The organism is Stenotrophomonas sp., from assembly GCF_032099025.1.
In the GTDB taxonomy this organism is placed as follows: domain Bacteria; phylum Pseudomonadota; class Gammaproteobacteria; order Xanthomonadales; family Xanthomonadaceae; genus Stenotrophomonas.
Genome location: NZ_DAMCID010000031.1, coordinates 1 through 13,773, shown reverse-complemented (window position 1 = coordinate 13,773; position 13,773 = coordinate 1). Strand labels below are relative to the sequence as shown.

The window sequence follows — 13,773 nt, the reverse complement described above, 5'->3', positions numbered from 1 at the left end:
GCCGGCGGACCTGCCCGCCCGATCAGGCATGGCCGTGAGGAGCGCGTGCTGGGAAAATGGTCGCCTGCCCGTTAGGCTGACACCGGTCGTACCGGCCTGGCCGGTTCCCCCACCTCGCACCCGATCTGTTGGAGAGTCCGATGAAGCTGCGAATCCTCACCCTCGGCATTGCCGTCACGATGCTCAGCGCCTGCGGCGGCGGTGCCAAGCAGGACGACAGCAAGGTGCTGAACGTCTACAACTACAGCGACTACATCGCTGAAGACACCATCCCCAACTTCGAGAAGGCCACCGGCATCAAGGTGACCTACGATGTGTTCGACAGCGACGAGATGGTGGAAACCAAGCTGCTGGCCGGTGGCAGTGGCTACGACGTGGTGGTGCCCACGCTCAACTTCTTCGGCCGCCAGATCCAGGCCGGCGTGTTCCTTCCGCTGGACAAGAGCAGAATTCCGAACCTGGCCAATCTCGATCCGGAGATGATGAAGCGCATCGCGCAGCAGGATCCGGACAACAAGTACGGCGTGCCGTACATGATCGGCACCACCGGCATCGGCTACAACGTGGAGATGCTCAAGGAGCGTTTCGGCGGCAGCACCGAGATCGCCAACAGCTGGGACCTGATCTTCAAGCCGGAAAACATCGCGAAGATGAAGGATTGCGGGATCACGATCCTGGATACCCCGGCCGACATGATTCCCATCGCGCTGCACTACCTGGGCGAAGATCCGCACAGCCACGACCCGGCCGTGATCCAGAAGGCGGCCGACCTGCTCAAGAGCATCCGGCCGTACGTGCAGAACTTCCACTCGTCGCAGTACGTGGGCTCGCTGGCCAACGGTGGCACCTGCCTGGTGGTGGGCTGGTCGGGCGACATCATCCAGGCCCGCGACCGCGCTGCCGAGGCGGCCAACGGCGTGACCGTGGCCTACTCGATTCCGAAGGAAGGCGCGCCGCAGTGGTTCGACATGCTGGCCATCCCCAAGGATGCCAAGCACCCCGAAGCGGCCTACGCCTTCATCAACTACCTGCTGGACCCGAAGGTGGCCGCGGCCAACACCAACTTCATCCACTACGCCAATCCGGTCGGCGCGGCCACCCCGTTGGTGGACGAAGCGATCCGCACCGATGCGACCATCTACCCGCCGGCCGACGTGGCCGCGAAGATGTTCACCTACTCGATCAACCCGCCGGAAGTGGACAAGCTGTATACCCGGTTGTGGACCGAGGTGAAGACCGGTCGCTGAGCTACCCGAGTGCTTGAATGCCAGGCCGCCGGCGCACATCCCGGCGGCCTTTTTCATGCGCGTGGTGCAGGCGTGGCCGATGCAGCAAGGTGACGCATGATGGCGGGCAACAGCTCAGCCGCATCGCGTCCGCCGTTGCACAGGAAGTTGGAACTCGGCCGCTGCAGGTTGTACATGCCGAGGAAGAACAGCCCGGCCTGCGGAGACACCCCATGTTCGCCCAGCGGATAGCCGCGCGCGTCGAGCACGCCGGGTACATCGAGCCACGGCCAATGCGCCTCGAATCCGGTGGCGAGCACGAGCGAACCGATGCCCTCGTCATCCAGGCGGAGGCAGCGCGGCGCGGCCTCCGGTTCCCAATCCAGGTAGACCTCTTCGGGCAGGTAGCGCGCGTCGTCGGTAGGTACCTCAAGCGTCGAGGCGTAGTGCGCGTCCGCCATGTCGTTCAGATGGTTGAACTCGGCACGCGTGCCGGCGACCGCCGCACGGATCTGCGGCCGTACGTCGCGGAACTGCGCGATGTGGCCTTCCAGGTGTTCCAGCTTGCCGAGCAGCACGATGCCGTCGCGGTGCATTGACAGCAGGCTGATCGAGCTGCCCATGCCCAGCGCACCGGTCCCGGATACCAGGGGGAACTCGGCCGTTCTTGCCTTCTGCAGGGCGCCCGGCACCCGCGCGACCACGTCCGGGCGCTCGCTCACGTGCCGGTGCAGCAGCCCCTGCATGTCCCACCAGTGCATGGAATCGCGGCCGCGTACCCGGCGGATGTGCGAGAAGCGGTCGGCCATCGACCAGAACACCTTGCGTCCCGCCGCGCGCAGGTCCTGCGCGATCTGCGCGCCGGACTGGCCACCGCCGATCACCAGCACGGCGCCCGGGCCAAGCTGTTGTGGCCGCCGGTAGTCGCCGGAATGAAGGACCTCCAGCCCGGGAGCGGGGGAGAAGAACGGCCGCGGCCAGCGCGGGCGCCGGTACTCCCCGCTGGCCACCACGACGCAGCGTGCATGCAGCATGCCGTCACTGGTTTTAACGCGATATCCATTCCCTGCAGGGAACACCCGCTGCACGGTGCAGTTCTCCACGACGGGCAGCTGCCGCTGACGCGCATAGCCGGTCAGCATGTCGATGACCTCCGGCGCGGTGGCAAATCCGGTCGGGTCCGGACCCTCGTAGCGGTAACCGGGCAGGGCGGTGAGGAAGTTGGGCGTGTTGAGGCGGAAGGAATCCCATCGTCGGGTCCAGCTGGCGCCGATGGTCTCCGCCTCCAGCACCTGGTGGTGCACACCGGCCTCCATCAGGGTGGCAATGAGTGCCAGGCCCGAATGGCCCGCGCCGATGACCACCACATCAACCGGCGGTGGGGAGGGGGGCGGTGTTGTTTGATTCGTCCGCATGCGGGGCTCCTTGCGCGTTTGCCATCCACGCAGGTATCGCCTTCGCACCGCCGCTGGGTCAACGCAGTCTCGCCCAGAGTGTGATGGGCCGCGTGGCGCACGCGTCCTGCCGTGCCGAGGTGTGTCGTCGATCAAGAAACCGTCCAAGGTGGGTGCCCAGACGGCCACAGACGTCAGCCGACCGTTCGCAACCGGCCCGTCCCATCGGCCGCCCAGGCGCGGCGGCGTCAAGGCGCAGATGGACACCGAGGTGTGTCATGCGGAAGGCCGGCCGTGTCGCAGTCGAGCCGTTCACCTCGCCTCGGCAGCCGCCTGACTAGGGTGGGTGGGGTCTACCCCAGTCAGTGGGTGCCCAACCGCCACGATCCGGTATCGCTGCTGTCGCCAACGGCCGCTAAAATGGGCCATTCCCCTCCTGTCGCCGCTCCCGGAGCCGCTGCCCATGCCATTTGAAGCCAAGCCGGAAGGCGAGGTCGTCCCGGCCCTGGAGCCGGGCTATCTGTCCATCCGCGCGCTGCGCAAGGAGTTCGACGGGTTCGTCGCGCTCGACGATGTCAGCCTGGACGTGAACAAGGGCGAGATCTTCGCGCTGCTGGGCGGGTCGGGCAGTGGCAAGTCGACCCTGCTGCGCTGCCTGGGCGGCTTCGAAACGCCCACGGCCGGCACCATCGACCTGGATGGCCAGCGCATCAACGCGCTGCCGCCCTACCAGCGGCCGCTCAACATGATGTTCCAGTCGTATGCGCTGTTCCCGCACATGTCGGTCGAGCAGAACATCGCCTTCGGCCTGAAGCAGGACGGCCTGGCCCGCGACGCGATCCGCACGCGGGTGGGCGAAATGCTCGACCTGGTGCAGCTGGGCAAGCTGGCCAAGCGCAAGCCGCACCAGCTGTCCGGCGGCCAGCAGCAGCGCGTGGCGCTGGCCCGTTCGCTGGCCAAGGGGCCCAAGCTGCTGTTGCTGGACGAACCGATGGGCGCGCTGGACAAGAAGCTGCGCTCGCAGATGCAGCTGGAGCTGGTCAACATCATCGAAACCTCCGGCGTGACCTGCGTGATGGTCACCCATGACCAGGAAGAGGCGATGACCATGGCCACCCGCATCGCGGTGATGGACGCGGGCTGGATCCAGCAGGTGGGCAAACCGGACGAGATCTACGAGCAGCCGGCCAACCGCTTCGTGGCCAGCTTCATCGGCTCGGTGAACCTGTTTGAAGGGGTGATCGACGAGGACCTGCCCGAGTACGTCACCGTGCGCACGCCGTTGTTCCCGGCGCCGATCTATGTCGCGCACGGCATCACCGGCTACGAAGGCCAGCCGGTGGCGTTCGCGCTGCGCCCGGAGAAGGTGATGATCGGCAAGCAGGAGCCGGCCGGTGACACGAACAAGGCGCAGGGCGTGATCGAGGAGATCGCCTACTTCGGCAGTCACTCGGTGTACCACGTGCGCCTGCCGAGCGGCGCCAAGGTGCTGTCCAACTTCGCCAATTCGCAGCGCTGGGCCAGCGACGGGCTCACCTGGGGCGACAACGTGTGGGTGCATTGGCGCGACAACGACGGCGTGGTGCTCACCGCATGAACGCCACTGGCTGGAAGCGTTGGCTCCCGGGAACGCGCAGCGGTGTGATCGCCGCGCCGTACCTGTGGCTGCTGCTGTTCTTCGCGGTGCCGTTCGTGATCATCCTGATGATCTCGTTCGCGCGCACCCAGGTCGGCTCACCACCGTACACGTGGCTGCTGGAGTACGTGGACGGGGCCTTCTCGCTGAAGCTCAGCCTCGGCAACTACGCCGCGCTGGTCAAGGACAGCCAGTACCTGCTGGCCTACCTGAGCTCGATCAAGATCGCGGTGATCGCCACGCTGTTCACGCTGCTGATCGGCTACCCGATGGCGTACGTCATTTCGCGGATGCCGCCGGCGGCACGCAACGTGGCGATGATGCTGGTGGTGCTGCCGTCGTGGACCTCGTTCCTGATCCGCGTGTATGCCTGGATCGGCATCCTCGACCGCAATGGCCTGCTGAACCAGCTGCTGCTGAAGATCGGGCTGATCGATGCGCCGCTGCAGATCCTGTACACCCCGACCGCCGCCTACATCGGCATCGTGTACTGCTACCTGCCGTTCATGGTGCTGCCGCTCTACGCCAACCTGGTCAAGCTCGACAACCGGTTGCTGGAGGCGGCCTACGACCTGGGCGCCAAGCCGTGGCAGGCATTCCTGACGATCACGTTGCCGCTGTCGCGCACCGGCATCATCGCCGGCTGCATGCTGGTGATGATTCCGGCGGTGGGCGAGTTCGTGATTCCGGAGATGCTGGGTGGGCCGGACACGCTGATGATCGGCCGGGTGCTGTGGGGCGAGTTCTTCAACAACCGCGACTGGCCGACGGCATCTGCGGTGGCGATCGTGATGCTGGCGCTGCTGCTGGTGCCCATCCTGCTGTTCAACCGCGTGCAGCAGCGTGAGCTGGAAGGGAAGCTGACATGAGCATGGTGCGTCGCAGCCGCTGGCTGGGCTGGTCGGTGCTGGGGCTGGGCTTCGCCTTCCTGTACCTGCCGATCCTGCTGCTGATGGTCTATTCGTTCAACGCCTCCAAGCTGGCCACGGTCTGGTCGGGCTTCTCCACGCGCTGGTATGGAGAGCTGTTCAACAACCGGCAGATCCTGGACGCGCTGTGGATCAGCCTGAAGGTGGCGTTCTGGACGGCCAGTGCGTCCACGGTGCTGGGCACGATGGCGGCAATGGTGATGACGCGCTTCCGGCGCTTCCATGGCAAGACCCTGTTCGGTGCGTTGATCACCGCGCCGCTGGTCATGCCGGAGGTGATCCTGGGTTTCTCGCTGATGACGCTGCTGGTGGCGATGGGCGGAATTCCGGGCTTCCCCAGCCGGGGCGTGACCAGCATCTGGATCGCGCATGTGACCTTCACCCTGTCGTTCGTGACGGTGGTGGTGTCCTCGCGCCTGCAGGAGCTGGACCGTTCGCTCGAAGAGGCGGCGATGGACCTGGGGGCGAGCCGCCTGAAGGTGTTCTTCCAGATCACGCTGCCGATCATCGCCCCGGCGCTGGTGGCCGGCTGGCTGCTGGCGTTCACCCTGTCGCTGGACGACGTGGTGATTGCCAGCTTCGTGGCGGGCCCGAACTCGACCACGCTGCCGATGAAGGTGTTCGCCTCCGTGCGGATGGGCATCAAGCCGGAGATCAACGCACTGGCGACGCTGATGGTGCTGGCGGTGTCGATCGCGGCGGTGGTGGGCTGGTTCATCACCGCCCGCAGCGACAAGCGCCGGCAGCGCGACATGCAGATGGCGCTGCAGGACCGGTAGCGCGGACGGGTAGGGCGGCGCCGCCAACACCGGCAACATCCGGCTCACGGGGGCGGGCGCAGAATAGGGGCCTGTCTTTCGGAGCACCGCGATGACCGTTGAAATCGTCAACCCCGCCACCGGCCAGGTCACCTACCGGCATGAACTGCTGAAGGCCGCCGACATCGAGCAACGGCTGGCTGCCGCCGCCACGGCGTTCCCGTTGTGGTCGGCACATTCGCTGCAGGAACGCGGCGCGATCCTGCGTGGCATCGCCGCCCAGCTGCGTGCGCGCAAGGACGACATCCAGCAGGCCATGACCAGTGAAATGGGCAAGCTCAAGGGCGAGGCGCTGGCCGAGGTGGAAAAATGCGCGCAGGCCTGCGAGTACTACGCCGACCACGCCGCCGACTACCTGAAGCCGCAGCTGATCGATACCGAAGCGCAGCGCAGCTACGTGCGCTACGAGCCCATCGGGTGCGTGTTTGCGGTGATGCCATGGAACTTCCCGATCTGGCAGGTGTTCCGTTTCCTCGCGCCGGCCTTCATGGCCGGCAACGTGGCGCTGCTCAAGCACGCCAGCAACGTGCCGCAGTGCGCCGACCTGATCCTGGCGGTCTGCCGTGACGGTGGGCTGCCCGACGGCGTGTTCGATGTGCTGCACATCGACAACGACCAGGCCGCCGACGTGCTGCGCGACAAGCGGGTCAAGGCGGTCACGCTGACCGGCAGCGAGCGCGCCGGGCGCTCGATCGCGGCCAATGCCGGCGACCAGCTCAAGAAATGCGTGATGGAGCTCGGCGGCAGCGATGCCTTCGTGGTGCTCGATGACGCCGATCTGGACAAGACGGTCGCCGCGGCAGTGAAGTCACGCTTCGACAACAGCGGGCAGACCTGCATCGCCGCCAAGCGCTTCATCGTGGTCGATGCGATCGCCGATGCGTTCGTGGAAAAGTTCGTGGCCGCCTCGGCGCAGCGCGTGTACGGCGACCCGCAGGACGAGAAGACCACCCTGGCCCCGATGGCCCGCGCCGACCTGCGCGAGGAACTGCACAAGCAGGTGCAGGCCAGCGTGGCCAAGGGCGCGAAGGTCCTGCTTGGCGGTGAGCCGGTGCCGGGCACCCATGCGGGCTATCCGGCCACGATCCTGGACCAGGTGGTGCCCGGCATGCCCGCCTATGACGAAGAGCTGTTCGGGCCGGTGGCCGCGATCCTGCGCGTACGCGATGACGCCGACGCGCTGCGGGTTGCCAATGACACCACCTTCGGGCTGGGCGGCAGCGTGTGGAGCGGCGACCCGGTACGCGGCGAGGGAATCGCCAAGCGGCTGGAATGCGGCGCGGCGTTCGTCAATGCCATCGTCAAGAGCGACGTGCGGTTGCCGTTCGGTGGCAGCAAGCGCTCGGGCTTCGGCCGTGAACTCGCCGACCACGGCATCCATGAGTTCATGAACATCAAAACCGTATACGTGGCCTAGAGCCACCGCACCCGCTTGAACAACCGGTACAGGCCCACGCAGATCGCGCCGACGCCGACGATCATTGCCGGGTACGCCCATGGCTGGTTCAGCTCGGGCATGTGGCTGAAGTTCATGCCGTACCAGCTGGTGATCAGGGTAGGGGCGGCCAGCAGTGCCGCCCATGCACCCAGGCGCTTGACCGTCTCGCCCTGGGCCAGCGTCACCAGCGACAGGTTGACGCTCAGCGCGGTGCCCAGCATCTCGCGCAGCGTATCGATCACATCGCTGATCCGCACCGCGTGGTCATGCACATCGCGCAGGTACAGCTTCACTTCCTCGGGCACCAGGTCGCCCTGGTAGCGCTTGATCTGCGCCAGCATGTCCTGCAGCGGGGCCACCGCCATGCGCATCTTGTTGAGTTCGCGCTTCAGTTCGTACAGGCGCACCACGGTCTGCCGCTTGTAGCTGTCGGAGAAGATGTCCTTTTCCAGCAGTTCCAGCGTGTCGCGGTAGCGCTGCGTGATGGGCAGGTAGTTGTCGACGACGAAATCCAGCACCGCGTACAGGCAGTAGGACGGGCCCATCCTGCGCAGCAGGTCCGGCTCGCGTTCCACCCGCGCGCGCGGCGCGGCGTACGACAGCGAGGCGCCGTGCCGCACCGTGACCAGGAAGCGGGGGCCAAGGAATGCGTGGGTCTCGCCGTAGGCGATGCGCTCGTCGACCATCTGCGCGGTAGTGACCACCACGAACAACGAGTTGCCGTAGGCCTCCACCTTCGGCCGCTGGTGCGCGTTGCGTGCGTCCTCGATGGCCAGCGAGTGCAGGCAGAACTCTTCCTGCAGCTTGAGCAGCACGCTGTCGGCGGGCTCGTACAGGCCCACCCAGACAAAGCCGTTGCCGCTCTCGATCACATCGCTGATCGCGTCCAGGCTGATGTCGTGGCGCTTGCCCTGGTCGTCATAGTGCACGCAGTTGATGACGCAGGGCGGGTTGGGCGTGGCAATGGCCGTGTTTTCCATGGGCGGTATCGTGCGTCAGCGGACCGTGACAGGCGGGTCACGACGGCCCAGCACCCAAGCCAGGGCAACGTGCAGCGGTAGCAGCAGCACGATCCATTGCAGGTTGTACTGGGCCTGCAGGCTCAACCAGTGCAGCACCAGCCCCAGCGCCGAGAGTGCGGCCACGGTCCACAGCAGCCAGCGGAATGCGGCGCGCGGCGTTCGTCCGCGCAGCAGCGTCACCGCGCCCGGCAGCAGCGCAAGGCACAGGGGCGAGAGCTGCAGCAGGTTGCGGTTGGCCCAGGCGGCCTGGTGGGCGCTGAAGCCCCACAGGAAGGTCAGCAGCGCACCGGCGATACCGCAGAACAGCCACAGCGGCAGCGCCAGCCCGCCCAGCAGCCGGCGGCGCTGGCGCAGCGCGACCACTGCGGCGGCCAACACCAGCCCGCACAGCAGCCACGGCCACCAGCGGCGCGCCGATTCCGCCGGCTCCGGGGCAACCCGGTGCGGCAGCAGTTCCTGTTCGGCCTGCACCAACGGGCGGCCGTCGCTGTTGCGCACCTGGCGCAGCGCGTCGGCCAGGCGCATCGGCACGAAGGCTTCCTGCCAGCGCGACAGCGGCTGGTCGGCGAAGGGACCCAGACCGATGTCGAAGCCCAGCCACATCCACGGCGCCGGCGACGCCAGGCGCACCGATTCACTGCGGTAGGTGTTGCCGCGCGAGCGGCCCGAGAGCTGCGAATGCAGCCCGCCACCCAGTGCGCCATCGATCGCATCGCGGACCATGGTGGCGCAGTTGGCGGTGTAGTAGTCGTAGCGGTAGCGGGCGTTTTCAGGCTTGGCGCGCTCGGCCAGCGAGGCGGCGAGGGTGCCTGCCTGTTCCGGGCTGAGGTCCAGCCACTGCAGGTTGGCGCCGCGCCCACTGTCGCGGTAATAGGACAGATCCTGCTCCAGCGGCAGCGCGACCAGGTAATACATCATCTCGCCGCGGATGAAGCGGCCGATGAAGTCCGGTTCGGACGGGTCGAAGTAGCCGAAGTTGTACGAGGTCGCCTGCCCGGTGACCGGGTCCAGCACCACGATGGCATCGTGCCCGAAGCGCTCGAAGAAGATCGAGCCGGGCTTCATGGTCACGATGCCGATGCGCGGCGGCGGCGCATCGGCCGTTGCAGCCGCCTCCGCGACGGGCGTGGCGGGCGGCTCAGGGGCGGCCAGCGCGGCCAGGGGCAGGCCGGCGACGCCGACCAGGACCAGCAGGAACAACAGGCGGCACAACGGCCACCGCATCAGCAGGGGCCGCATGGCGGGACTCAATCCTCGTTGTTGGTGTCGGCCGGCAGCACCGTCACATGGAAAGCCTGCACGCGACGGGCATCGGCACGCGCGACCCGGAACACGAAACGGTCCAGGGTGAGTTCGTCGCCGGTCTCCGGCAGGTGCCCGATCGCCTCGGTGACCAGGCCGCCGATGGTGTCGTAGTCATCGTCGGGGAACGTGGCGCCGAAGCGCTCGTTGAAGTCCTCGATGGCGGTCAGCGCATCGACCACGTACTGGCCGTCGGCCTGGATCGCGATCTGTGCGGTGTGATCCTCGGCCTCGTCGTGCTCGTCGTCGATCTCGCCGACGATCTGTTCCAGCACGTCCTCGATGGTGACCAGGCCGGCGACGCCGCCGTACTCGTCCACCACGATGGCCATGTGGTTGCGCGAGAGCCGGAACTCCTTGAGCAGCACGTTGAGCTTCTTCGCCTCGGGAATCAGCACCGCCGGGCGCAGCAGTTCGCGCACGTTGGCCGGACCGTTGTCGGCGACCACGCCGCGCAGCAGGTCCTTGGCCAGCAGGATGCCCAGGATGTCGTCCTTGTTGTCGCCGTGCACCGGGAAGCGCGAATGGCCGGATTCGACCACCTGCTTCATCAGTTCAAGGAACGGGGCTTCCACCGGCAGCGAGACCATCTGCGAGCGCGAGATCATCACGTCGCCAACGGTGAGCTCGGCCACCGAGATCGCACCTTCCATCATCCGCAGCGTATCGGCGGCGATGAGGCCGTCGTCGTGCGCGGTGTGCAGTACCGCCACCAGCTCGTCGCGGGTGTGGGGTTCGCCGGAGAAGGCAGACGTCAGGCGTTCAAGCCAGCTGCGCTTCTTCTCATTTTGCTCCGCACTGGAGCCACTACTGTCGTCGTCAGACATCTCTGGAAAAAAGGCACCCGGCGAGCCGGGCGTTGGCGCCAGTCTATCAGGATGCGGGCCGCTGTCAGCGCCCGTCCGGCGGGGTATTCACGGACGGGGGCAGCGGGCGGGCCGGCGCCTGCGGGGCATCGGCCGGCAGCGCGTCCTCGGCCGGCAGGTCCAGGCTGTAGGTGCAGCCGGCCAGGGTCTTGCCGGGGTGGGTCTTGACCGTGGACAGGCTCAGGATGATCGATTCGATCATCGGCTCGCCCGTGCGCGGATCGGTCACGTCCTGGCTGACCACCTCGCGCCCGGCCATGAACTTGTCCGGGTTGTCGACCCCGTCCTCCAGCGCCAGGGTCCTGGCCAGCGGGCGCGGATCGGCCACGTCCAGGATCGCCATGATGCTGGCCCCGGACACCGTCACGTACTCGGTGCGCTGGCCGAATACGGTCAGCGGCGTGGCCAGGCGGAACTCGCTCATGAACGGGTTGGTCTGCGGCAGCGGCTGCAGGCCGTTGGCCACGGCCTTGAGCGGGTCGGCCACCACCGGCGCCAGGGCGTCGTAGTCGGCCAGGCGCTGGCGGCATTCGATCAGCGCGGCCAGGTCGAGCGGGGCGGCGGAAGCGGTGGCGGGCAGCAGGGCCAGCAGGCCCAGGCAGGCGGTCTTGAAAGCGGTCATCGAAAGATCCGTGGGGTTGCCGGTGGTGCGGCTCAAAGCTCGTTGGCGTAGGGGTCGTCGATGCCCAGCTCGGCGAGGATGTCGCGCTCCAGCTGCTCCATGGCCTCGGCTTCCTTGTCGTCTTCGTGGTCCCAGCCGAGCAGGTGCAGGACGCCGTGTACCGTCAGGTGCGCGTAGTGGGCGTTCAGCGCCTTGTCCTGCTCGCCGGCCTCGCGTTCCACGACCGGGGCGCAGATCACCAGGTCGCCGAGCAGCGGGAACTTGACCCCCTTGGGCAGACCCTCGGGAAGCTCGGCGGGGAAACTGAGCACGTTGGTGGCGTAGTCCTTGCCACGGTAGTGCCGGTTCAACGACTGGCCCTCCTTGGCATCCACCAGGCGGATGGCCAGGTCGGCTTCGCGGATGCGGCCCTTGAGCGCGGCCGCGACCCATTTGCGGAAACTCACCGCGGACGGCAGCCCGGCCCGGGGCAGGGCGTAGCTCACGGCGACATCGAGGCGGACGGGACCTTTGGTCATGACAGGCAATTCCGGGTAATCAAACAACACAGGTGACAAGGTGGAAGAACGGCTGGCCGTTCTCCAATCGATAGCTCCACATGCCTAACGGCCCCTCATGGCAGGTGGTTTCGCGGAGCATGACAGCAGCTTCGGCACGGGCCTGTCCGTCCACGGTGACCATGGCCTGGCCGGATTTCAACAGCTGGCCGAGTAGATATTGTGCATCGCCCAACCGTTCCAGCGGAACGCTGCGGCAGCCGTAGCGGTCTGCGGTGTCGGCATCCAGCTGGACCCACGCGTGGGCGCGGTCGCCCCATACCCGCGCCAGGTGCTCCGGGTCGGGGGCGCCCTGCGGCCTGGGTCCGGTCGGCCGCGCGGCAACGTAGCGCTGCAACACCGGTTCGGGCACCGCGACGGACACGTCGCTGGATACCCGCACCGACAGGCACGGCGCGGTCATCGTCTGCAGCGTCGCCACGCGCTGGCGAAGCACGGGCGCACGTGCACCCTCGTCGGCCCGTGCGGTCGCCAGTGTCGCCAGTGCAGCGGCCAACAGCAGCGTGCGCGCCTGCATGGGGCCTACTCCGCCCCCGGCTTGAGCTGCTGCAGGTCGCGGCGGTCGTAGGCGCTGACGATGCGGGCCACCAGCGGGTGGCGGACCACGTCGCGCGCCTCGAAGAAGGTGAAGCTGACCCCGTCCACGTCGCGCAGCACCTCGATCGCATCGCGCAGCCCGGATTTGACGTGCTTGGGCAGGTCGGTCTGGGTCAGGTCGCCGGTGACCACGGCGGTGGAGCCGAAGCCGAGCCGGGTCAGGAACATCTTCATCTGCTCCACCGTGGTGTTCTGCGCCTCGTCCAGGATCACGTAGGCATCGTTGAGCGTTCGTCCGCGCATATACGCCAGCGGTGCGATCTCGATGACGTTCTTCTCCAGCAGCTTGAGCACTTTTTCCACGCCCAGCATTTCATACAGGGCGTCATACAGCGGGCGCAGGTAGGGGTCCACTTTCTGGCTCAGGTCGCCGGGCAGGAAGCCGAGCTTCTCGCCGGCTTCCACCGCCGGGCGCACCAGGATCAGCCGCTGCACGCGCGATTCATTGAGCGCATCCACGGCGCTGGCCACCGCCAGGAACGTCTTGCCGGTACCGGCCGGGCCGATCCCGAAGTTGATGTCGTGGGTGGTGATCTGGTGCAGGTAGCGGGCCTGGTTGGCGCCGCGGCCGCGCACCGTGCCGCGCTTGACCTTGATGGTCACTTCCTGCGCGTCGTAGCTGCGTTCGACCACGTGCTCGACGTTGGCCTGGTTCAGGCGCAGGTGGATGGCGTGGCTGTCGAACGTTGCCTCACCCGCTTCGATGTACAGCGCCTCGATCAGCTTCTGCGCTTCCTCGGCCACGAGCGTGGGACCGGTGACCCGGAACACGTGCCCGCGGTTGGCGATCTCGACGCCGAGCTTGAGTTCGATCTGGCGCAGATGCTCGTCGAAGGGGCCGGCCAGGTTGGCCAGGCGTTCGTTGTCTTCCGGGGCCAGGGTGAAGTCGCGGTGTGCCAGTGCTGTCATTGCGTTCGGCGGCCGCGGTCGCAATGACCCTGCCGCGAGCTTGGGAAAGGAACCACAGGGTAGCGCGCGCACCCGGGCGCCGCCACAGCATCGACCCTGCCGCGCTTTTCCACAGCCGCTGTGCAGCGCCGGTGCAGCAACCTGTGGATAGTCGGTGGCGGCCTTAGTGCCGCAACGATCCCGTGCGCATGGTCAAAAAAGCGTCAAACCCGGCGGGGTTTTCCACACCGCTTGTGGGCGGTTGCGCGGGAAACATGTGGATAAGCCGCCGTACCCCAATGAGCGCAACGGCTGCGCGGCCGTGATCATTTCATGACCACCGACGCGCGGCCTGACCGGCCCTTCACACCTGTATGCGCAAGGTGACGAATCGCGCCGCCGCGTCCTTCCTGCCGGAGTTCCGCCCCTGGCGATCCTGCGCTTCCGCAAGCGCCTGGATTGAGCCGGGACCGCGCAG

13 protein-coding genes are annotated in these 13,773 nt (G+C 67.0%); 5 read left to right on the top strand and 8 right to left on the bottom strand.

Annotated features, from left to right (window positions below; translation table 11 throughout):
- Positions 1-140: 140 nt before the first annotated feature.
- A complete protein-coding gene (locus RT456_RS16965) occupies positions 141-1,247 on the top strand; it encodes a polyamine ABC transporter substrate-binding protein (RefSeq protein ID WP_313348290.1) in 1,107 nt (368 codons plus the stop codon).
- Between the two features lie 53 nt (positions 1,248-1,300).
- On the opposite strand, the gene RT456_RS16960 is transcribed toward RT456_RS16965, so the two are convergent.
- Positions 1,301-2,641: an NAD(P)-binding domain-containing protein gene (locus RT456_RS16960; protein WP_313348288.1), complete on the bottom strand. Its 1,341-nt coding sequence runs from the start codon at positions 2,639-2,641 to the stop codon at positions 1,301-1,303.
- 442 nt (positions 2,642-3,083) lie between these two features.
- On the opposite strand from RT456_RS16960, the gene potA reads away from it, so the two are divergent.
- The 4 genes from potA to RT456_RS16940 all read left to right on the top strand — a co-directional run bounded on the left by potA (position 3,084) and on the right by RT456_RS16940 (position 7,420).
- Positions 3,084-4,217: a polyamine ABC transporter ATP-binding protein gene (potA, locus tag RT456_RS16955; RefSeq protein WP_313348286.1), complete on the top strand. Its 1,134-nt coding sequence runs from the start codon at positions 3,084-3,086 to the stop codon at positions 4,215-4,217.
- On the top strand, positions 4,214-5,125 hold the full coding sequence (locus tag RT456_RS16950; RefSeq protein ID WP_313348285.1) for an ABC transporter permease subunit: 912 nt from the start codon (positions 4,214-4,216) through the stop codon (positions 5,123-5,125). The genes potA and RT456_RS16950 overlap by 4 nt, the downstream gene beginning before the upstream one ends.
- Complete coding sequence (locus RT456_RS16945) at positions 5,122-5,964, top strand: ABC transporter permease subunit (RefSeq protein ID WP_313348283.1); 843 nt, start codon at positions 5,122-5,124, stop codon at positions 5,962-5,964. Before RT456_RS16950 ends, RT456_RS16945 begins: the two co-directional genes overlap by 4 nt.
- A 91-nt stretch (positions 5,965-6,055) precedes the next feature.
- Complete coding sequence (locus RT456_RS16940) at positions 6,056-7,420, top strand: NAD-dependent succinate-semialdehyde dehydrogenase (protein ID WP_313348281.1); 1,365 nt, start codon at positions 6,056-6,058, stop codon at positions 7,418-7,420.
- Here the strand turns inward: RT456_RS16940 and RT456_RS16935 are convergent.
- The 7 genes from RT456_RS16935 to RT456_RS16905 form a co-directional block, all read right to left on the bottom strand.
- Positions 7,417-8,421: a magnesium and cobalt transport protein CorA gene (locus tag RT456_RS16935; protein WP_313348280.1), complete on the bottom strand. Its 1,005-nt coding sequence runs from the start codon at positions 8,419-8,421 to the stop codon at positions 7,417-7,419. The two genes, RT456_RS16940 and RT456_RS16935, sit on opposite strands and share 4 nt — an antisense overlap.
- A gap of 15 nt (positions 8,422-8,436) precedes the next feature.
- A complete protein-coding gene (locus RT456_RS16930) occupies positions 8,437-9,702 on the bottom strand; it encodes a DUF4105 domain-containing protein (RefSeq protein ID WP_313348278.1) in 1,266 nt (421 codons plus the stop codon).
- 8 nt (positions 9,703-9,710) lie between these two features.
- Positions 9,711-10,592 (bottom strand): transporter associated domain-containing protein, encoded by an 882-nt coding sequence (locus RT456_RS16925; protein WP_313348277.1) that lies wholly within the window; start codon positions 10,590-10,592, stop codon positions 9,711-9,713.
- Between the two features lie 64 nt (positions 10,593-10,656).
- On the bottom strand, positions 10,657-11,253 hold the full coding sequence (locus tag RT456_RS16920) for a hypothetical protein (protein ID WP_313348276.1): 597 nt from the start codon (positions 11,251-11,253) through the stop codon (positions 10,657-10,659).
- 32 nt (positions 11,254-11,285) lie between these two features.
- A complete protein-coding gene (gene ybeY, locus RT456_RS16915) occupies positions 11,286-11,771 on the bottom strand; it encodes an rRNA maturation RNase YbeY (RefSeq protein WP_313348274.1) in 486 nt (161 codons plus the stop codon).
- 19 nt (positions 11,772-11,790) lie between these two features.
- Complete coding sequence (locus RT456_RS16910) at positions 11,791-12,327, bottom strand: hypothetical protein (RefSeq protein ID WP_313348272.1); 537 nt, start codon at positions 12,325-12,327, stop codon at positions 11,791-11,793.
- A 5-nt stretch (positions 12,328-12,332) separates the two neighbouring features.
- Entirely contained in the window at positions 12,333-13,316 is a 984-nt protein-coding gene (locus RT456_RS16905; RefSeq protein WP_313348270.1) for a PhoH family protein, read from the bottom strand.
- Positions 13,317-13,773: the final 457 nt, after the last annotated feature.